22 protein-coding genes are annotated in these 20,532 nt (G+C 51.8%); 1 reads left to right on the plus strand and 21 read right to left on the minus strand.

The window, feature by feature from the left end; all coding sequences use genetic code 11:
- The first annotated feature begins 112 nt into the window (after positions 1–112).
- Entirely contained in the window at positions 113–1,015 is a 903-nt protein-coding gene (locus tag RB297_RS15965; RefSeq protein WP_375120937.1) for an ArsR/SmtB family transcription factor, read from the plus strand.
- A 250-nt stretch (positions 1,016–1,265) separates the two neighbouring features.
- On the opposite strand, the gene spo0A is transcribed toward RB297_RS15965, so the two are convergent.
- From spo0A to spoIIIAE, 21 genes are all read right to left on the minus strand, one after another.
- Positions 1,266–2,069, minus strand: a complete 804-nt coding sequence (spo0A, locus tag RB297_RS15970) for a sporulation transcription factor Spo0A (protein WP_009591253.1) — start codon at positions 2,067–2,069, stop codon at positions 1,266–1,268.
- Positions 2,070–2,264: 195 nt separating this feature from the next.
- Positions 2,265–3,599 carry a SpoIVB peptidase gene (gene spoIVB / locus RB297_RS15975; protein WP_015734464.1) on the minus strand — a complete coding sequence of 445 codons (1,335 nt, stop codon included), beginning with the start codon at positions 3,597–3,599 and terminating at the stop codon, positions 2,265–2,267.
- A 100-nt stretch (positions 3,600–3,699) separates the two neighbouring features.
- Positions 3,700–5,439: a DNA repair protein RecN gene (gene recN / locus RB297_RS15980; RefSeq protein WP_015734463.1), complete on the minus strand. Its 1,740-nt coding sequence runs from the start codon at positions 5,437–5,439 to the stop codon at positions 3,700–3,702.
- Positions 5,440–5,492: 53 nt separating this feature from the next.
- On the minus strand, positions 5,493–5,942 hold the full coding sequence (ahrC, locus tag RB297_RS15985) for a transcriptional regulator AhrC/ArgR (RefSeq protein WP_015734462.1): 450 nt from the start codon (positions 5,940–5,942) through the stop codon (positions 5,493–5,495).
- 17 nt (positions 5,943–5,959) lie between these two features.
- Complete coding sequence (locus RB297_RS15990; protein WP_015734461.1) at positions 5,960–6,451, minus strand: hypothetical protein; 492 nt, start codon at positions 6,449–6,451, stop codon at positions 5,960–5,962.
- A 68-nt stretch (positions 6,452–6,519) separates the two neighbouring features.
- Complete coding sequence (locus RB297_RS15995; protein ID WP_375120938.1) at positions 6,520–7,392, minus strand: TlyA family RNA methyltransferase; 873 nt, start codon at positions 7,390–7,392, stop codon at positions 6,520–6,522.
- A 19-nt stretch (positions 7,393–7,411) separates the two neighbouring features.
- Positions 7,412–9,319: a 1-deoxy-D-xylulose-5-phosphate synthase gene (gene dxs / locus RB297_RS16000; protein ID WP_096773234.1), complete on the minus strand. Its 1,908-nt coding sequence runs from the start codon at positions 9,317–9,319 to the stop codon at positions 7,412–7,414.
- Between the two features lie 108 nt (positions 9,320–9,427).
- A complete protein-coding gene (locus RB297_RS16005) occupies positions 9,428–10,303 on the minus strand; it encodes a polyprenyl synthetase family protein (protein ID WP_375121112.1) in 876 nt (291 codons plus the stop codon).
- Positions 10,304–10,325: 22 nt separating this feature from the next.
- Positions 10,326–10,586 carry an exodeoxyribonuclease VII small subunit gene (xseB, locus tag RB297_RS16010; RefSeq protein ID WP_009591232.1) on the minus strand — a complete coding sequence of 87 codons (261 nt, stop codon included), beginning with the start codon at positions 10,584–10,586 and terminating at the stop codon, positions 10,326–10,328.
- Entirely contained in the window at positions 10,576–11,946 is a 1,371-nt protein-coding gene (xseA, locus tag RB297_RS16015; protein WP_015734457.1) for an exodeoxyribonuclease VII large subunit, read from the minus strand. Before xseA ends, xseB begins: the two co-directional genes overlap by 11 nt.
- A 1-nt stretch (position 11,947) precedes the next feature.
- Entirely contained in the window at positions 11,948–12,808 is an 861-nt protein-coding gene (folD, locus tag RB297_RS16020) for a bifunctional methylenetetrahydrofolate dehydrogenase/methenyltetrahydrofolate cyclohydrolase FolD (RefSeq protein ID WP_015734456.1), read from the minus strand.
- A gap of 66 nt (positions 12,809–12,874) precedes the next feature.
- Complete coding sequence (nusB, locus tag RB297_RS16025; RefSeq protein WP_096773233.1) at positions 12,875–13,333, minus strand: transcription antitermination factor NusB; 459 nt, start codon at positions 13,331–13,333, stop codon at positions 12,875–12,877.
- Positions 13,334–13,508: 175 nt separating this feature from the next.
- Positions 13,509–13,742: a DUF2273 domain-containing protein gene (locus tag RB297_RS16030; RefSeq protein ID WP_009591264.1), complete on the minus strand. Its 234-nt coding sequence runs from the start codon at positions 13,740–13,742 to the stop codon at positions 13,509–13,511.
- 15 nt (positions 13,743–13,757) lie between these two features.
- Entirely contained in the window at positions 13,758–14,297 is a 540-nt protein-coding gene (amaP, locus tag RB297_RS16035; RefSeq protein ID WP_009591270.1) for an alkaline shock response membrane anchor protein AmaP, read from the minus strand.
- A gap of 70 nt (positions 14,298–14,367) precedes the next feature.
- A complete protein-coding gene (locus RB297_RS16040) occupies positions 14,368–14,781 on the minus strand; it encodes an Asp23/Gls24 family envelope stress response protein (protein WP_009591235.1) in 414 nt (137 codons plus the stop codon).
- A gap of 118 nt (positions 14,782–14,899) precedes the next feature.
- Entirely contained in the window at positions 14,900–16,243 is a 1,344-nt protein-coding gene (gene accC, locus RB297_RS16045) for an acetyl-CoA carboxylase biotin carboxylase subunit (RefSeq protein WP_015734455.1), read from the minus strand.
- A gap of 54 nt (positions 16,244–16,297) precedes the next feature.
- Positions 16,298–16,801 (minus strand): acetyl-CoA carboxylase biotin carboxyl carrier protein, encoded by a 504-nt coding sequence (accB, locus tag RB297_RS16050; RefSeq protein ID WP_009591273.1) that lies wholly within the window; start codon positions 16,799–16,801, stop codon positions 16,298–16,300.
- A 169-nt stretch (positions 16,802–16,970) separates the two neighbouring features.
- A complete protein-coding gene (locus RB297_RS16055; protein WP_375120939.1) occupies positions 16,971–17,834 on the minus strand; it encodes a SpoIIIAH-like family protein in 864 nt (287 codons plus the stop codon).
- A 69-nt stretch (positions 17,835–17,903) separates the two neighbouring features.
- Complete coding sequence (gene spoIIIAG / locus RB297_RS16060; RefSeq protein ID WP_176502370.1) at positions 17,904–18,545, minus strand: stage III sporulation protein AG; 642 nt, start codon at positions 18,543–18,545, stop codon at positions 17,904–17,906.
- Positions 18,546–18,559: 14 nt separating this feature from the next.
- Positions 18,560–19,279 (minus strand): stage III sporulation protein AF, encoded by a 720-nt coding sequence (gene spoIIIAF, locus RB297_RS16065; protein ID WP_277748541.1) that lies wholly within the window; start codon positions 19,277–19,279, stop codon positions 18,560–18,562.
- A gap of 41 nt (positions 19,280–19,320) precedes the next feature.
- Entirely contained in the window at positions 19,321–20,529 is a 1,209-nt protein-coding gene (spoIIIAE, locus tag RB297_RS16070) for a stage III sporulation protein AE (RefSeq protein WP_375120940.1), read from the minus strand.
- Positions 20,530–20,532: the final 3 nt, after the last annotated feature.

Here is a 20,532-nt window from a genome sequence, read left to right on the forward strand (position 1 = left end):
ATTGTTGAAAAAATGTGTGTTTAAATGCCAAGATTTATATACAGGTTAATAATGCCTGTGTTATGATGCATATTAGTTAATAATTGAAAAACTTGTTGAAAGAAGTGGTCATATGCAATTGGAAATAGACAAGTCATCGCTTGTGGTTTACGAGGCTTTGGCCAGCGAAGTTCGCATCAAGATTATTCAGCTGCTCTCCAAAAACAAAATGAACATCAAAGATTTGGCGCAGGAGCTTCAAATCAGCAGTCCGATCGTGACGAAGCATATTAAAAAACTAGAAGATGCCGGCATTATCCGGACAGAGAAGGTGCCGGGAAAATCGGGGCAGCAGAAAATTTCGATCCTGAAGGTGGATCACATTGAAATCAACTTCCCCAAAAAGATTTTCCATTCCTTTGCTTCTTATGAAGCCTCGGTGCCGATCGGGCATTACACCGACTATGACCTGAAGCCTACGTGCGGCCTTGCTACCGAGAAGGAGTTCATCGGACGGGTTGACGAACCCAAGTACTTTATGGATCCCAAGCGCGTGGATGCGGAAATCCTGTGGTTTACCGAGGGGTTCATCCAATACAACATCGCCAACTTTCTGCAAAAGGATGAGAAGCTGCAGCAATTCGAAATCAGTTTGGAGATATCGTCCGAGTTTCCTTTCTCCAATGATGTGTGGCCATCGGACATTACGTTTTCCTTGAACGGAATGGAGCTCGGCACGTGGACGAGCCCAGGGGATTTTGCGGATACGCGGGGGAAATATACGCCTGAATGGTGGCCGCACAACATCAACCAATACGGCCTGCTGAAAACGATTCGGATTACCAGCCACGGCACGTATATCGATGGCGATCCTCTCTCAACCGTCTCCGTGGAGGACCTGAATTCGGCATGTGATCGCTGGACCTTTCGTATCGAAGTCAAGGAAGACGCGAAGCATGTTGGAGGCGCTACGTTATTCGGCAAGAAATTCGGAAACCATGCCCAGGATATCCAGTTCAAAATGTATTATCTGTGAGGAAATCGATGGTACGGCAGCACCGGAAGGAGATTACCGGGTGGTGATGTAATCTTAGTAAAAAAAACAAACCAGCCGCTGATCCGGCTGGTTTATTGCTGATGAGTCCTGTCCTGAAACATAAAATCACTCCTTCACAGGTTACGATAGCCGCAACCAATAAAGGAGTGATTTCAATATATCGCTCAAGTAGACATTTAGGTGTGCAACGTCCATGTCCCTAAATCCCTTCCTCTTAGTCCTTACCCTTTCAAGAGACCTTATGCTCGATCCGAAGCTTGTCTGCCACCATGGCAATGAACTCGCTGTTGGTCGGCTTGGATTTGCTGATGTTAATGGTGTAGCCGAACAAGTGGCTGATGGAATCGATGTTACCGCGCGTCCAAGCCACTTCAATGGCATGCCGGATCGCCCGCTCCACTCGGGATGGCGTTGTTTTGAACTTCTCAGCGATGGCCGGATACAGCGTTTTGGTAATCGCGCCAAGAATTTCGATATTGTTGTATACCATGGTAATGGCTTCGCGCAGATATTGATATCCCTTGATATGAGCCGGAACGCCGATTTCATGGATAATGGAAGTGATATTCGCGTCCAAATTCTTGCCCTTGCCCATAGGAACCACATTGGATTTCATGCTTGTAAACGGAGTGCCGGAGGAAATGCTGCTCGGCGAACCCACGAGCTGTCGAATGCGGCTGGCGAGCACCTCCATGTCAAACGGCTTTAAAATATAATAGGAAGCACCCAACTGCACCGCGCGCTGCGTAATATTCTCTTGACCGAACGCCGTGAGCATAATGACTTTCGGCTGCGGAGACAGATTCATGTCGCGTAAACGCTCGAGCACCCCAAGCCCGTCCAAATGAGGCATAATAATATCAAGGATCAGTACGTCCGGTACTTTTCCGGATTCCTCAATCATGCTCAGTACTTCTTCGCCATTATAAGCGATTCCGGATACCACCATATCTTGTTGATCCGAAATGTATTCGCCGAGCAGGTTTGTAAATTCACGGTTGTCGTCTGCCAATAATACCTCAATCTTTTGCAATTCGTGCTCCTCCTTTATCAGATCAGTTGTTATTTTAGAACATTTTTCTGTTTATAAAGTTTTCGACATGCTTATTTAAATTCCTTCTGTCGAAAATTATTTTTCTTTATTTTTTTTTGAAGTTGATTTATAATTAAATATTTTGTTTCAAATTAATCTCTATTTCGTTCTTTTACGACAAAAAATCTCAAGGCATTAACCTGCCTTAAGATTTTGAGGTGTTGATTCTGTAGATTGTAGTACGCCGGAATCTTGAAGCATCCACTCGATAAAGCACCCATATCCCGACTTAGGGTCGTTTACAAACACATGGGTTACCGCTCCAATCAGCTTGCCGTCCTGAACGATGGGACTGCCACTCATGCCCTGCACGATCCCGCCGGTTTTCTTAAGCAGCCTTGGATCGGTAATGCGCAGCACCATTCCTTTGGTCGCTGGAGCGTCCTGTTTGGAGACGTGAACGATCTCCACCGTAAAGCGTTCGACTTCCTGGCCTTCAACGACGGTTAATATTTCAGCGGGACCTTCCTTCACCTCATGGGAAAAAGCAACGGGAATCGGCTCCTGATACAGTCCGTGATCCGGAAGCTGATTCATTTTACCGAAAATGCCGAAATGGGTATTGCGCTCGACATTGCCTAAAATCTTGCCGTCTTTGGTGAAGGTTGCCCTTTTCTCTCCGGGCTCGCCTTCTTCGCTACGGCTAATCGAGGTGACGTTGGATTGAACGATCTGGCCGCTTCCAACATCAATGGGGGTCTGAGTATTCATGTCGGTGATGACATGGCCGAGCGCTCCGTAGACCTTCTGGTGAGGCGCATAAAAGGTAAGCGTCCCTACGCCTGCTGCGGAATCACGGATATACAGGCCAAGGCGCCAGCTTTGATCCTCTTGGTCATAGGCGGGACTCAGCTTAGTTTTCATTACCTTGCCGTCCCGTTTAAAGGATATGTCCAGCGGCCGATTCGCTTTACCGGCCTTCTCGACGATCTCGGCAACCTTCGTGACATCGTTAAGCGGCTTTCCATCCATCGTTGTAAGCAGGTCGCCAAGCTTTAGGCCGGCAGCTTCGCCGGGAGACACTTTGGCCCCGTTTTGAACCCGTACCAGATGATGTCCGACCACCAGTATACCGGAGGATTTCACCTTGACGCCTATGGTTTGGCCTCCCGGTATGACTTTAAGTTCCGGCATCACTTTGACATGGACAGTCTTCAGAGGAATTGTACCGAATAATTTCAGGGTCACTTCTGCGTTTCCGCTTTGCTGGGGATTGAGCTGCAGCGGCTGTTTCAACGATACTTGAAGTTTCGATTCCCGGGAGCCGTTTAGCTGCAGGACATCCGGTCGATCGACTGAAGCGAGGGCTTGCACAGGCATGGCAACATCAAGTCGGGACTGCTGACCGGTAATCAATCTCAGTTCATCGGGCAATGAGGCAAAAGATTGGACAGGATCAGCAGTTCCAATGAAACAAAGAAGGAAAGCAAGAACGAAACCGAGCAGTTTTCTCCTGAGGTTGGGCTTCAATGGCTGTCACGCTCCCTTTTTCTTCTTTCGCTTGACGAAAAGGTGGTCGCCAATTGCGTACCTTTAAGTTACCCTGCCCTTATGGTTTTATAACTGTCAATCATTGACCCAAAGCCTTTCTGGAAGCCTTTTGCGCTGCCGCCAGATTGAGCATTTCTTGGGCATGATGAAGCGTCTTTTCGGTAATTTCGACTCCGCCAAGCATCCGGGCAAGCTCTTTTACACGCCCTTCTTCATTCAGGTTTTCTACTTGCGTCATCGTTCTGGAGGCTTCAAGCTTCTTCTCGATCAAATATTGATGATCCGCCATGCAAGCCACCTGCGGCAAATGCGTAATGGAGAATACCTGACAGGTTTTGGCCAGCAAAAACAGCTTCTCGGCAATCGATTGGGCAGCCCTTCCGCTGACACCCGTGTCGACTTCATCAAAGATTAAGACCGGTATTTGATCATGACGGGCAAATATACTCTTCATCGCCAGCATAATTCTGGACATTTCCCCACCCGAAGCAATTTTGGCAAGCGGACGGAGCGGCTCGCCCGGATTCGCGGAGATGAGAAATTCCGCCGTATCCATGCCTTGTCTCGTCAACCGGACTTTTTGGCCTTCATACTCGTAGCCGTTCGGATCCAGCTGCAATTCCAGGCGGACTTCCAGCGAGGTGCGTTCCATTTGAAGATCCTTCAGTTCTCCCTCGACTTGCCTAGCCAAGTCTTGCGCGCATTGCTTGCGGGCATGACTCAGCTCTTTCGCGCTTACGAGCAGCACGCTTAACAATTCGTCACGGCGCTGTTCCAACGCTTGAATAAATTCGTCCTTATTCTCCAGCATATCGGTTTCCTGCTGAATTCTCACGTAGTATTCCAGAATTTGCTCCACATTATCCCCATATTTTCGGCGCAATCCGGAGATCATATCTAGACGGAGCTCAATTTCATTGAGCCGTTCGGGATTGAATTCGATGCCGTCACGATAATCCCTTAACTGGAAGACCGCATCCTCAAGCTGATAATAAGCGGATTGAAGCTGCTCGACAAGCGGCTTTAATCCCTTCTCGTCGTATCCGGATACATCCTCAAGTCTGGACAAAGCCCTGCTGACGGACTCAAGGCCCGATGATCCGTACAACAGGTCGTAGGCTCCCGCTACGGAATCCATCATCTTCTCGCTGTGGGAGAGTTTGGTTCTTTCTTCGGACAATGCCTCGTCTTCGCCGGTTTTCAGCCCGGCAGCCGCGATTTCCTCCAACTGGAACCGGTACATATCCAGCATTTGATATGCTTTCTGGCTGGTTTCCTGCAGGTCCTTAAGCTCTTTCTCCACTTTGCTGAATTCGCCGTACAGCTCCTGGTATTTGCGCTTGGCAGGCCCTATGGTCTTATCCCCGTAAGTGTCCAGCAGGCTCATATGCTGCTCTGAACGCAGCAGGCTTTGATGCTCATGCTGTCCATGGATATTAATCAGCTTTTCCCCGACTTCGCGCAGCATGCTGAGGTTCAGCAGCTGTCCGTTAATACGCGACGTGCTTTTTCCTTGAGACGTCAGCTCTCTTCGAATAAGCAAGTGCTCTTCCGGATCCGCTTCAACCCCCAGCTTCTTGAGCGTACTCCATACCGGATGCTCCGCAGGCAGCTCAAACAGAGCCTCGATCTCCGCTTTGTCGCACCCGTACCGAATCAGCTCAGCCGAGCCGCGGCCGCCGGCAATTAAACCCAGCGCATCAATGATGATGGACTTACCGGCCCCGGTTTCCCCCGTTAGGACGTGAAATCCGGGATAAAAGTGCACATCCACGCTTTCTACGACAGCCAGGTTCCGAATGGATAGCGTGTTTAACATGTTTACCACCTCCGCTACTGCTAAGAAAATGATCGATATCTCACTACACCTGATTAGGAAATGAAATTTTTGATTTGGGACACCACATGTTCACCGTCTGCTTCCGTACGGCAAATCAGCAAGATCGTGTCATCTCCGCAGATGGTCCCCATGATCTGTGACCATTCCATGTTATCGAGCAGCACGGCAACCGAGTTGGCTGTTCCGGGCAAGCATTTCATGACCACAAGATTGCCGGTTCGGTCAATGTAAACAAAATTGTCGACGAGCGCTCTTTTGAGCTTCTGAACAGGGTTGTACCGCTGATCTGTCGGCATGGAGTATTTATATCGCCCGTCATCCGTAGGCACTTTTATGAGCAGCAATTCTTTAATATCGCGTGATATCGTAGCCTGAGTAACCTGAAAGCCTTCCGCGCGCAATGCGTCCACAAGCTCATCCTGCGTTTCAATATCCTGGTGGGTAATGATATCCCTGATTTTAATATGGCGTTGTCCCTTCATAAAGAGCCTCCTGAGTATTAACTGTTGTATTCATCATGACCAATCCATTCTTCGTCCGTCCAATCCATGCTTAAACGGTTAATGGTCCCCTCATTCACGTCGATGTAGAGGAGGCCCGCACACTCGGGATACAGCAGCAAAAACGGCATCAACCGATCGCGAATGCCGGAGCCTGTCCAATCCACCGGCATTCGTTCCCGCGCCAGCTTCACCATGTACAGTTCGCCGCTGTCGTCGGATGCAACGTAATCTATAAACAACCGACTTAAGATGGGCTTATGTCCCGTTTCAAACGACAAGTTTATTTTTACTTTACCCCCAACCACATCATATCCTTCTTGTTCAAGCATCCCAATGACTGGGTGATCTGGAATGTGCTCATTGATCGGGATGCCCGGCAGCCGGTCCGGTGATGGTGACATCAGCCAACGATTCAGCCTATAGCCGATAAGCAAGGCAATGACGACACCAAGCAATATCATTAATAACCAATCATAACGCTCATTCATCCTCTCACCTCGAATTTTGTATTCGCGGATGAGAACATAAATTCCTCTTTTTCAGCAAAAGAAACCCATCATTTCGATGAGTTTCCTGTGAATGTATGAGCCGCTTGCGTGACGACGGTGTCAATCCATTGACTCAATGGGACAGAAGTTTGTCCATCTTCCTGAGTCGGTTCTTCCGAGCTTTCAGATGCCTCCGGCTCTAATCGCCAGTGGGCCAGGAATTCAATATTTCCTTCCCCTCCCGTTATCGGAGAGAACGTAAGATTTTTCAGCTTGAATCCAAGGCCGTCCGCAAAAGTCAGCACCTGCGTTAAAACGTCCTTATGGACCTTCGGATCCCGAACCACCCCGGATTTACCGACCTTCTCCCTCCCCGCCTCGAATTGAGGTTTGATCAGGGCGGCTACATCTCCCGGTTTACCCAGCAGCATCTTCAGAGGCGGCAGTATAATGCGAAGCGATATAAACGAAACATCGATGCTCGCAAAATCAGGCAGAGGACCGTTCAGGTCCTCCGGCGTCATATAGCGAAAATTCGTTCGCTCCATAACGCATACGCGTTCATCGTTACGCAGCGACCAATCCAGCTGGTTATAACCAACGTCGATCGCGTACACATAACTGGCCCCATGCTGGAGCGCGCAATCCGTAAAACCGCCTGTCGATGATCCGATATCCAGCATCGTGCGTCCCTTCATGTCGAGGCCGAACGTACGAATCGCTTTCTCCAGCTTTAGTCCGCCCCGGCTGACATAAGGATGAACCGAGCCCTTGACCTTCAATTCGGACGTCCTCGGAATTTTCATCCCGGCTTTCTCGATCCGTTCGGTTCCGGCATAGACCAGACCCGCCATAATCGCGGCTTTTGCTTTTTCGCGACTCTCATAATAACCCTGCTCCACGAGCAGGACATCAATTCGTTCCTTCTGAGATGAATCCATATTATACTCCCGATCGTTACTAAGACATAAAACTTCTTTTGCCGAGTACGGCGGTCCGGGCATTCTTCAGGCTCCGGATTTCCTGGCAAACCCCTTCCAGCGTGAGACCTACTTCCTCCCGCTGCTGCGGAATGCTTCCATGCTCGATGAACCGGTCTTCGATCCCCATCAAGGATACGACCGCATCATGGATTCCCTGCTCTGCAAAGTATTCCAGAACCGCGCTCCCCAAACTGCCTGCTTGCGAGGTTTCCTCCAGAACCAGCATCGACGTTCCCGTCTTCGCCATATTCCCCAGCATATCTCCGTCAAGCGGTTTAAGGAAACGGGCATTCACGACTTCTACCGCAATGCCTTCCCGTTTGAGCTGCTCCGCCGCTTCTTCGGCCAGCTGAACCATCGGACCCGAAGCCAGGATGGCATACCCTTCGCCGGGACGGACGACTTCCCAGGTTCCGATTGGAATGGACACCAGCTCAGTGTCCATCGGAACGCCGCGCACATTGTTCCGAGGGTAACGGTAAGCAATCGGTCCTTCATTATAATCAAGCGCCGTCTTCATCATGTGACGAAGCTCATTCTCGTCTTTTGGCATCATGATGACGATATTCGGGATATGGCGCATGAAGGCCACATCGTATACCCCTTGATGCGTTTCGCCGTCTGCACCGACAAAGCCGGCACGGTCAATCGCAAACATCACGTTGGCGTTATGGCGGCAAATATCATGCACGATTTGGTCGTACGCACGCTGCATGAACGTGGAATAGACCGCGAACACGGGTTTCATGCCTTCCATGGCCAGAGCCGCGCACAGCGTTGCCGCGTGCTGCTCGGCAATCCCGACATCGATCATGCGGTCCGGAAATTTCTTGCTGAACGGGATCAGGCCCGAGCCGCCCGGCATCGCCGGCGTAACGGCGACGATGCGTTTATCCTGTTCCCCCAGCTCGACCAAAGTCTGTCCGAACACTTCCGTGTACATCGGATTGCCTACTGCCTTAAGCACTTGGCCGGATTCAATCTTATAAGGGGTGATTCCGTGCCATTTATGCGAATCCGATTCGGCTGGACGATATCCCTTGCCCTTGGTTGTTACGGCATGGATCAGCACGGGACCATCCACATTGTCCGCCTGCTTCAATGTATCGATCAGTTTGTTCAGATCATGTCCGTCCACAGGCCCGAGATACGTAAAACCAAGTTCCTCGAATAAAACACCCGGAACCATCATATATTTAAGGCTGTCCTTCATCTTCTCTGCCGTTTTCGCGAGTTTGCCGCCGATGGCAGGGATTTTCTTCAAGACCATCTCCACTTCGTCTTTGGCACGAAGATAAAAACGGTCCGAACGGATCTTGCTTAAGTAGTTATGCATAGCACCGACATTCGGTGCGATCGACATTTCATTGTCATTCAGGATGACCATGAGCTTCTTCTGCTCGTGGCCGATATGGTTTAGCGCTTCAAACGCCATGCCGCCTGTAAGGGCTCCGTCCCCGATCATGGCGATAACCCGATTGTCTTCGCCTTTCAGATCCCGGGCCATGGCCATGCCCATTGCGGCAGACAGCGAGGTGCTGCTGTGACCGGCTTCCCAGACATCATGCTCGCTCTCGGACCGCTTGACGAAGCCGCACAAGCCTTTGTATTTGCGGAGCGTATCGAATTTATCCATCCGTCCGGTCAAGATCTTGTGTACATAGGCTTGATGGCCCACATCGAAAATCATCTTGTCACGAGGGCTGTCAAAGCAATAGTGCAAGGCCAGCGTGAGTTCAACCACTCCCAGATTCGGTGCAAGATGGCCACCGGTAACGGACAGCTTTTCGATTAGAAAATGACGGATTTGTCCCGCTAAATCCTCGAGTTCGTCCACCGATAGATTTTTAAGTTGTTCTGGTTGTTTGATATTTGGAAGAAGCACGAAGAATCTCCCCGCTTTCCTTGATTAAGTTTACGTTACTAAGCCGATAGTAATTCAGCCATTAACAGACATTATATCACAAAAAAACCGTTTGCATGTAGCGCGCGCTTAGTGGTCCCGGGCCATCAAGAAATCCGCGATCTCCAGCAGCCTTGCAGGGTCGGCGAAGTTCCCTTCGGAAATGACCCGCTTGGCTTCTGCTGTCAGTCGCTCGACTTCATGCCTCGATGCGTCCAAACCGATGAAGTACGGATAGGTCACCTTTTCCTGCTTCACATCGCTTTGTACCGGCTTCCCGAGCTTGGACTCATCCCCGACGAGATCCAGGATATCATCTTGAATCTGAAAAGCAAGGCCGATATGATGCCCGAAGGTACGCAAGGATTCGATCTGGGAGTCGGAGCACCCGGCAACATGGCCGCCCGCCATCAGCGAGAACATGATTAGATCACTGGTCTTGTGCAGGTGAATATACTCAAGCTGCTCTAACGTCGTGATCCCTTGCTCCCCCTCCATGTCGGCCACCTGACCGCCTACCATCCCCCGCGGACCTGCATACTCCGCAAGATCCTCCACGATCGACAGCACGCGCTCTGCTGGAACCCCATGCTTTCGGGCAGCCTGGACGACGCTGTAAAAAGCATGCGTGAGCAAGGCATCCCCCGCCAAAATGGCGCTGGCCTCGCCAAACACCTTATGATTCGTCGGCTTGCCGCGGCGGTAATCATCATCGTCCATCGCCGGCAGATCATCGTGGATAAGGGAATATGTATGGACCATTTCCACCGCGCAGGCAACCGGAACGGCTGCTTCACGGCTGCCGCCGCCCGCCTCGCATGCCGCAATGACAAGCAGCGGACGCATTCGCTTGCCGCCTGCCATTAAAGAATACGACATGGACCGCGAAAGGGTTTCAGGAACTTTCCAGCCTGACGGAAAAAGATTCGTGAACTCGCTGTCCAGCCTGTCACAAATTTCATTCATATATTGATGGATCGTAAGTCTGTTATTCACCCAGTTCACCTGTCTCATCCAGCGTCCCGCCGAATGGCTTCCGCTTCAATTCTCCGCCTTCTTCCACGATCATTTCGATTTTCTGCTCGACCTGCTCCAGCTTTTTGCTGCACATCTGCGACAGCTTCATGCCCTGTTGAAATAAATCGATGGCTTTTTCAAGCGGCACATCTCCGTCTTCCAGCTGCTCAACTATCGTCTCCAGCTGAGCCATCGCTTCTTCGAAGCTGATCTCCAGTGTTTCATTCGCCAATCTCTTCATCCTCCTTCATTCCCCACACTTGACATTGCAGCTGTCCATCGTTGACCCTTACGTTCACCAAATCACCTAATTGCACGTCTTCTATCGATTTGACAAGCTTTTGCTCTTTCTCGTCATACACGAGACTGTATCCTCTCGACATGATCTTCAACGGGCTGAGCGCATCGAGATGACGCATCTCGGTTTGCAGCTGCGACATCTTGGACTTCATGATCGACTGCATCGCATTCATTAACTGCCGGTTGGCCTGCTCTTTCCTTTTGGCGGCGAACTCCGCTTGAGTCCGCGGATTATATCGGATCAGGCCCTGGTGCAGCGATTTTTGATGCTGGCGGACCAGGGAAAGCCTGGATTTCAGGTGGCCCTGCAGCCGCTGGGACAGCATGTCCAGCCGTTCGGCATGCTGAAGCATATACCGGCGGGGATGTACCAGGACCGGGGATCGCTGAAGCGATATCAAACGTTCCCGGCTCCGCTGAAGGCGCTGCTGCAGCCCCTGATTCAGCTGGCGCTGTCTTTGGGCAAGCTGCCCTCTCAGTTCTGCGCTGCTCGGAACCGCAAGTTCCGCTGCGGCCGTTGGCGTGGCGGCTCGAAGATCCGCGACAAAATCGGCGATCGTAAAATCCGTTTCGTGCCCGACGGCTGAAACGATTGGAATATGGGATTGATAAATGGCCCTTGCAACGATCTCTTCATTAAACGCCCAGAGTTCTTCCAGTGATCCGCCTCCGCGCCCAACGATTAGCACATCAGCCTCTGCCATGTCGTTCATCGTCCGAATGGCCTTGACGATCGAAGGCGCAGCCCCTTTGCCTTGAACCAGCACCGGATACAAAATGGCGTTCGCCTGAGGATAGCGCCTCCGGATCGTAATCATGATATCCCGCACGGCAGCCCCCGTTGGCGACGTGATCACGCCGATCGTCTTGGGATAGCGCGGCAGCGGCCGCTTGCGATCGGCGGCAAACAAGCCCTCTTCCTCCAGCTTCGACTTCAGCTGTTCATAAGCGAGGTACAAGCTGCCGATGCCGTCCGGCTGCATTTGGACGGCATAGAATTGGTACTGACCATCCCGTTCATACACCGACACATTGCCCCGCGCTATGACTCGCGACCCTTCCTTGGGGATAAAAGGCAGCCTCTGGTTATGAGTCGCAAACATGATCGCACGGATCCGGCTGCCTTCATCCTTTAAGGTAAAATACATATGTCCGCTGGAATGATGGGTAAAATTCGATATCTCGCCACGGATCCATACGTCGGATAGCCTGGAGTCGCCTTCCATCTTCATGCGAATATATCGGTTTAAATCCTTAACGGATAATACTCGTCCTGGATCGGCCGTCTTCATGTCAGGCCAGCCCATTCAGCCTTTTGGCGGCTATCAGTGTATTCTGCATGAGCATCGTGATGGTCATCGGTCCCACACCTCCGGGAACCGGAGTAATCGGGCCGGACACTGCCTTCACGCTCTCAAAGTCAACGTCCCCGGCAAGCTTTCCGTTCTCCAGGCGGTTCATGCCGACATCGATAACGACGGCACCGGGTTTCACGTAGCTGGCATCAATCATGTTCGCTCGGCCGATCGCCACGACCAGGATGTCCGCTTGACGCGCGATTTCCGCCATATTCCCCGTTTTGGAGTGGCACATCGTAACGGTCGCGTTCTCGCGCTGAAGAAGAAGAGATACCGGTTTGCCGACGATATTGGATCTCCCGATCACGACCGCATGTTTGCCTGCAATCTCAATGCCTGTCCGCTTGATCATTTCGATCACGCCGGCCGGCGTGCATGGCAGGAGACTGTCATCGCCTATTACGAGGTTACCCACATTAACCGGGTGGAAACCATCCACGTCCTTCTCCACCGCAATCGCATCGATGACGGCCTTTTCCTCGATGTGTTTAGGCAAAGGTAGCTGGACCAGGATCCCATGGATGGATTCCTGGGCATTGAGCTTGTCCACAAGCGCGAGCACTTCGTTCTGGCTGGAATCCGCGGGCAGACGATGCACCTCGGAATAAAAGCCCAGATCGTGGCACGCTTTCTCCTTGTTGCGAACGTAGACATGCGAAGCCGGATCATCTCCTACAAGTACAACAGCCAAACCAGGACGTACATTCTGCTTGGACAATTGTTCTACTTCTAACGCAATCCCCTTGCGAATTTCTTCCGAAATCTGTTTTCCGCTAATAATCGTTGCTTCTGTCATCCTGATCTCTCCTCCATTATGATTGAATCATTACGTTTCAAGCTGGGCATGAACATGCGTGCAGATTTAGGACTGACGCAGCTTCACCTTGACTTGATCCAGCTCTTGAATCATCCGGCCCAGTACGCCGTTGACGAACTTGCCCGATTCCTCGGTTCCGAAATGCTTGGACAGTTCGATCGCTTCGTTAACCGCCACTTTCCCGGGCACGTCATCGCGATAAGTCAGCTCGTACACGGCCAGTCGCAGGATTTGACGATCCACGCGGGAAAGACGGCTTACCTGCCAGCCTTTCAAATAATGAGCGAGGAGATCGTCAATCGAATCCTTGGATTCCCATGTTCCGTTGACCAGCTGCAGCACATATTCCTTCATTTGAACCTCATCGCCAATGACCCGCTCGGTCTCATTCTCTTCGGCCGCTTCGGAGAGCAGCATCGACACGGCTTCCATGCTGTCGACTTCGTTCATCTCCATCTGGTAAAGGCTCTGAACGACAATCTCTCTAGCTACACGTCTTTTCATTATGTTCCTCCTGTGGACCCTGCCGAATCCATTTTTCTAATTAGTATGATCCATTTGCCGTCAAGACTTGACAACAATTAAACGCCAAAAAAAAACCTGTGAATATCTCTCTCCGCAAAAAAGGCGCACTACACCTGTCCTCAGCATTTTTTCCGGAGAAAGCATATCACAGGGTTCATTTAAACGGCCGCCAGCGCTCGGAAAGCCAACGTCCCCATTCCTGAAAGTGGAAGATGGAGCCCTGGTTCAGATCCTTGCGCTTGCCAAATATATAGCCGATAAATACCACTAATGCAAAGAACAGCATATCCCAAAAACCGGATAATAAATAAATCAGTCCGCACACAAGCCCGCCGGCCACCCCGGCAATTCTTCCTCTGTGACTCTCCCATATTTCTTTCCAAGGCATTTGGGAAGCTCACCTCTATTCCACGCGGCTCTTGAAGCTTGGTGCCTGAACCACGTTAGCAATATATACGGATACGGATGATACGGGTATTCCTGTTGTATCTTCAACGAAGTCGTGCACCTGCTTCTGCACTTCGGTAGTCAGCGTAGGAATGGATTCCTCGCCATCAACCACGGCGCGAATCGCAATATCAAGACCCGACTGGGATACCTTGATCCGCGATTTCAGATCCTTCACTCCGCGGACGCGAGAAGCCGCCTTCAAGCAGAGATTCTCGATCGTCTCCACGGAGATTTGGATATCGCCGAATTCCGTTCGCTGATCGATGGAGTTCAGGTTCGAGCGATCGCGCCTGACGGAGATGTAGAAAAAACGGATGCTCAGCAAAAACAAAACCGCAGCTACGATAATTCCAGCCCAGAAAAGGCGTTGCTCCTGAACATTCGTTAATTCGTAAGGAACAGCGCCACTCAACAGGAGGATGGCAACTACGGATATAACACCGATACTTAAGCTGTAGATAAACAGCAAAAGTCTGTCCATGATTTTGGCCACGATTCAGCACAGCCTCCTTAAATTAGATTAAACCCTCGACATCGCTGCCCAGGGCTAGCCTGAAACTATTCTATTTGACGCGTTGAGCCAAATCCAATTCTTCCGTCTTCTCCACGGATTTCATGAAATGGACGTCATGAATATGTACATTGACTTCAATCACCGTAAGCCCTGTCATATTCTCAATCGAACGTTTCACGTTGCGCTGGATTTCCCCGGCAACTTCCGGAAGACGATGGCCATATTCCACGATGACGGATACGTCAACGGCAGCTTCCCGTTGTCCGACTTCAACTTTAACGCCCTTGGATAAATTCTTGCGTCCGAGCAGCTCCGCAATGCCGCCTGCAAAGCCTCCGCTCATCCCCGCAACACCGCGTACCTCGACCGTAGCGAGTCCGGCGATGACTTCAATTACTTCCGGTGCAATCTGAATCTCACCGATATCTGTACGTTCAAATTCTGTAGGCAAAGTTTCCGCCATTGTCTCAACACACCTTTCAGAATAAGTTAGCGGATGCACCCGAACTGCATAACGCATGCGCTCTTATTACTCATACTATACCATTTGGCCAAGTTTATGACAAACTTGGCCAAAGGTTTTAAATCTCATTTTCTTCCAAAAACTTAATATCGAAGTCGCCCTTCAAGAAGGTAGGATGCTTCAGCAGTTTCTGATGGAACGGGATGGTCGAATAGATCCCTTCAATCTCGAATTCAGCCAAAGCGCGTTTCATCTTCGCGATCGCTTCATCGCGGGTCGGCGCCCATACAATGAGCTTGGCAATCATCGAATCGTAATAAGGCGAAATCGTGTACCCGGGATATGCCGCGCTGTCCACCCGCACGCCAGGACCGCCCGGAGGCAAATAGAATTGAATGGTTCCCGGTGCAGGCATGAAGCCCTTGTCCGGATTCTCGGCATTGATCCGGCACTCGATAGACCAGCCGTTAATGACGACATCCTCTTGACTGAAGGAAAGCGTGTTGCCTTCAGCAACGGAGATCATTTCCTGAATCAGGTCCACGCCGGTTACCATCTCCGTTACCGGATGCTCCACCTGAATCCGCGTGTTCATCTCCATGAAGTAGAACTGTCCGTCCTGGCCCAGCAAAAATTCAAGCGTGCCGGCACCGGAGTAGTTTACCGCTTTTGCCGCGCGAACGGCGGCTTCACCCATTCGGCTGCGTACCTCTTCACTTAGCACCGGACAAGGAGCTTCTTCAACCAGCTTCTGTCTCCGGCGCTGCACGGAACAGTCACGCTCCCCGAGATGCACGGCGTTGCCGTGTTTATCGGCGATAATCTGAATCTCCACGTGCTTCATGCCGGTGAGATATTTTTCAAGATACACGCCAGCATTGCCGAAAGCCTTCTGGGCTTCCTGCTGCGCGTTCGTAATCTGTTTGATCAGCGATTCCTCATCCTCGGCGATTCGAATCCCCTTACCTCCGCCGCCTGCGGTCGCTTTGATAATGACCGGGTAACCGATGTCGCGTGCGAGCATGACGGCCTCGTCCAGATCCTCGACCAATCCGTCGGACCCGGGAATAACCGGAACCCCCGCATCCTTCATCGTTTGCTTCGCCACCGCCTTGTCGCCCATGCGGTTGATCGCGTCGGCGGAAGGACCGATAAAGGTAATGTTGCAGGATTCACAGATCTCCGCGAAATCCGCGTTCTCGGCCAAAAAGCCGTAACCGGGGTGAATCGCGTCACACTCGGTCAGCGTAGCCACGCTCATGATATTCGTGAAATTCAAATAGCTGTCTTTCGATAATGTAGGGCCGATGCAATAGGCCTCGTCCGCCAAGCGAACATGCAGAGATTCCCGGTCCGGCTCCGAGTATACGGCAACGGTTGCGATGCCAAGCTCCCGGCAAGCCCGGATGATACGGACGGCTATCTCTCCGCGGTTCGCGATAAGCACTTTTTGAAATGTCATGCAGTAACCTCCTTCGGACTCATACGACTCTCGTTCTTGGCGAGTCCCTCCATATTACTCCGGCTTCACCAGGAACAGAGGCTGCCCGAATTCTACAAGCTGACCGTTCTGCGCGAGAACCTCAACGATTTCGCCCTTGATCTCTGCTTCCAGTTCATTCATCAGCTTCATGGCCTCAATGATGCAGACCGTCGATTTCTCCGTCACCTTGTCCCCCGGGCTTACAAACGGTCCAGCCTCAGGCGATGGGGAACGGTAGAAGGTTCCTACCATCGGTGATACGATTTTATGTAATGAGCTGTTGCTATCCTCCGCTGAATCCTGCTGAGGTGCCGCTGCAGGAGCTTGATTCCCCGTATTCGGCTGTACGATCTGCGGTGCCATCACTTGCTGAGCCGGTATGTACGCTTGCGGCGCGGCCTGATAGTTGTTAACGACCTCGGCTGCATTGGGTTTCTTAATGGATAAGCGTGTACCTTCGCTCTCAATCTCCAGTTCATGCACGGAAGTTTGATCCACCAGCTTAATAAGTTCCTTAATTTCGTTTAATTTAAACATGATCGACGTTCACTCCTTCACTTTCTTGGAAGCCCTTGCTTAGGACAGTCAGTCAATAGCTTAGAGTATTATATCACAATCGAGCGAAATAGAAAGAGCCCAAGGCAATCCTTAGACTCTTTCGGGTTTATCGTATATCCGTGGTTTATGTTGAAATCTGCGGACAAGCTTATGGCGCAACATATTGGACGGTTACTTTATCAGGCGAAACCTTCAATTCCTTCATCACAAGACTGACGATGTCCGCCGCGCCTTTGGCATCGAGTTTCTCGCTCAGAACGACCACATTATATTTCTCGCTCTCTTCCTTTACTACGGCGTTTCCGAATTGCTGCTGCAGGGTTTCCTCGATGCTGAGAATGACTTCCTCTTTCGCTTCCGCCGCTTTCAGCTGCTGGGTAGCTTGCGCTGTTTCTTCCGGTTTATTTTCATGGTTGTCGATTTTTGTCATTAATTCATCGTATAATTTATTATTTTTTTGTGCGCGGTCCAGTTTATAGGAATCCAGCTGTGCGATTGCAGACGTTGCGTTCGCTGCCACTTCCTCCAGCACTTCTTTATCCGATTTTTTGCCGCTCGTGCTGCTGGTGTCCTTGGAAGTCTCTGCTTCGTCCTTGCCGGTGCTGCTGGCGTCTTTGGATTTATCGGCTCCGTCCGTGGATTCCTTCACTTCCGGTTCTTGCGGCTTATCCGCTTCTCCGGCCGCTTTCCCTTGGTCATCCTGCTCACCTTGCGTTGCCTCTGCAGGATCCTCCGTGCCGGTTACGCCCGTATCCGTCGTTCCGGTCCCTTGCTCGTTGGCTCCGGAATCTCCGTCCGTGCCTTCTTCGAGAACTTCGTTCACAACCAGCTCGTCGCCTGCGGTTCCATTGGCTTCCTGTCCTGCGCCGGGCTTCTGACCGTCCACCTGCGTGCTCTCGGCAACCGGCGGCGCTTTCGTTCCCGAATCGTCCGTGAACAAGTAGTAGGCGGACAGGATGACCATTAAACTAAGCATGGATACTAACCATATGGTTTGTCTTTTGTTATTCATTTGAACTTTTCCTCCTTTAATTGAAAACCTGTGGCACGAATGATCGGATCATCCGCAGGACTTCGTTTATTACTGTTTGCGAGGGACAACGGATATGCGATAAGATGGAACGTTCAGACCCCGCTGGATCGCATCCACGATCAAGCTCTTTACGACTTCATTCTCGGCCCCCTTGGCTACGACGAGCACGCCGCGGACCTGAGGTTTGATCTTCTTGGTGACGATCGGCGTCTCTTCGCCCGAAGAGTCATAGGTGACGATCTGGCCGTCGCGCTGGTAACTCGTGACATGGCGTTTCCCCCCGTTGGCATCGGTTTCTTCCGTGAGTTCCTGCGTATCCTTCATATTTCGCTGCACCACCAGTTCTTCCGTAGATTCCACGGTCACCATGACATCCACGGACCCGACGCCAACGATCTGTTCCAGCATGGTCTTGGTGCGCATTTCGAAATCCTGCTCGATGCTTTCGAATTCACCGCCGCCGCTGCTGCTCGCAGCTCCCTGGGTTGTTGAGACCGCGGCGGTGTCCGGCGGCGGTTCGCGGCCGATATTCTCATGATCCAGCTTCTTGACATTGACGAAGGAGTTGAACAGCATGATCGCGACGCCGATCAGGCCAAGAATGATCAGCCACCTGAAGGTCTGCATCTTCCTAGCACCGCCGGCTCCTCCGCCAAGCCACTGCTCCAACCGCTTCAACCAATTTCCCATCATCCTCACCTCCGCTACAGCTTGTTATCCTGATCCTGCCCCGGTGCATATATCGTGATCAGCTCCGGCTCCAAATCCCACCGGCGGCTAATGTAGTCCCGAACCGGTTCTGCTCTGGCTTCCTGAGCTTTGCTGACTGCCTCTGCGTTTTCTTTTACTGCCGCCTTCCCATCCTTCTCCTCTGCCATGGAATCCACGTTCACCTGAACGGAATCCACCGGCGTTACGCCGATGGGACTTCTATCGTCTTCCCCTACTTCTGCATCCGCCGGCTCATCCCCAGCCAGCCTTACGTCAACGGAGCGTATCGCAGCGCCGGCATACTCCTTGCCCTGCCCGGCAACCGCGGCCAGCACCACCTTGACCTCTTGAACGGCTTCCCCCGTTTCAGCCGCGATCTCTTCTTTCATCACCTTGGCTAATTCATTGCCAGCCCATTGCAGGCTTTGACTCTGCTGCGTATCCTTGAGCTTTTCAGCCTGGGCCATGATATGCTCCAGCTGAATTTCCTCCGGCAGCCCCTTCTCCTGCCGCTCCAGTTCCATCGCCAGCTGGTTCTCCGGCGGATCCGTAATTAATGTAATGATGGGACTGAGCAGCGTGAGCAGTATCAACAAGCTCAGGACTAGCCTGGCGTAGCGTTCAAGCGCCTTCCCGGGCAGGATCAAATCAACGAAGGCCGCAAAGAGAACCACCATGATGACGCTTTTCAGCCAATCTCCAAGCCAGTCCATTCGTCATCCCTCCTAAGCTTTGGCGCCGCGTATCATCTGCCTCACCTCATCATGACGGTGATGTTGGCAGCCGTGAGCAGTATCGTTATGGCGAGAAAGAACATCAAGCTCACCGCGGCCAAGGCCGCGAAAACGTACAGCATCGTCTTACCGATCGTCTGGAGGCAGGTGCCGATCGGGGTATCGCCGAGCGGCTGCATGACGGCCGCCGCGACGTTATATATCAAGGCAAGCGTCAAGATCTTGATCGCAGGAAATGCGCAAAGGAACAAAATGATGATGACTCCCGCCAGCCCGATGGAGTTCTTAACTAGCAGCGAAGCCGAGATTACGGTATCCGTCGCATCTGCGAACATCTTGCCGACTACCGGAACGAAATTGCCGGTTACGTATTTGGCTGCCCGGATGGTTACGCCATCCGTAACCGAGCTGGTCAGCCCTTGAACGGAGATAACTCCCAGGAACACGGTAAGCAGCACACCCAGGACGCCCATCGAGATCCCGCGCAGCAGATTCCCAAGCTGGGTCAGCTTGTACTTTTCGGATAAGGAGCTAACCAGATGCAGCAGAGCCGAGAAGAATAGAAGCGGGAACACAATCGTGCTGATCAGCGTGCCTACCGTATGTACCATGAATATGACCAGCGGATGGGCCACCGAGACGGTGACGACATTGCCCATCGAGGCCATCAGCGCAAAGAGCAAAGGAAGCATGGCCATCATGAAATCGATCATTTGGGTGATGGCGTCCCGCGCATATCCGATCGCGATGCTGAAGCTGTTGACCGCGATGACCAGGACAACCATGTAACAGATCGTATAGGCTACCCGGCTCACTGTGCTTTTTTCGAAGGCCGTCTGCAGGTTCTCTAGAATCAAGCTCATAATGCTCAGCATGACGATGGTCGCCAGCAGCTTGCCGTTATAGAGCACCTCGTGCCACAGATATTTTCCGATACCGGACATAACCCCTTTGAAGCTCAGCCCGTCGCCGCCCGGCAGCAGCATATCCATCAGGGAGGGCGTCCTGCCATCCGGGAAGAACCCGCCGTAATCCTTCATGAGCCGGTCCCAGTATTTCTCGACCTGATCCGTTGGCAGCTGCTGCGTCTGCTGCTCGACCCATTCATCGGCCGGATTGGCGGCTGCGGTCGCACCGATCGTCCCGCTGAACCATCCGGACAGCAACAGCATCGGGATGAGTAGGCAAAACACGGCCAAGCCTCTTCGAAGTGTTGCTCCTGTCACCATGTC

Source organism: Paenibacillus sp. CR_12 (genome assembly GCF_041953985.1).
GTDB lineage: Bacteria > Bacillota > Bacilli > Paenibacillales > Paenibacillaceae > Paenibacillus_AQ > Paenibacillus_AQ lautus_A.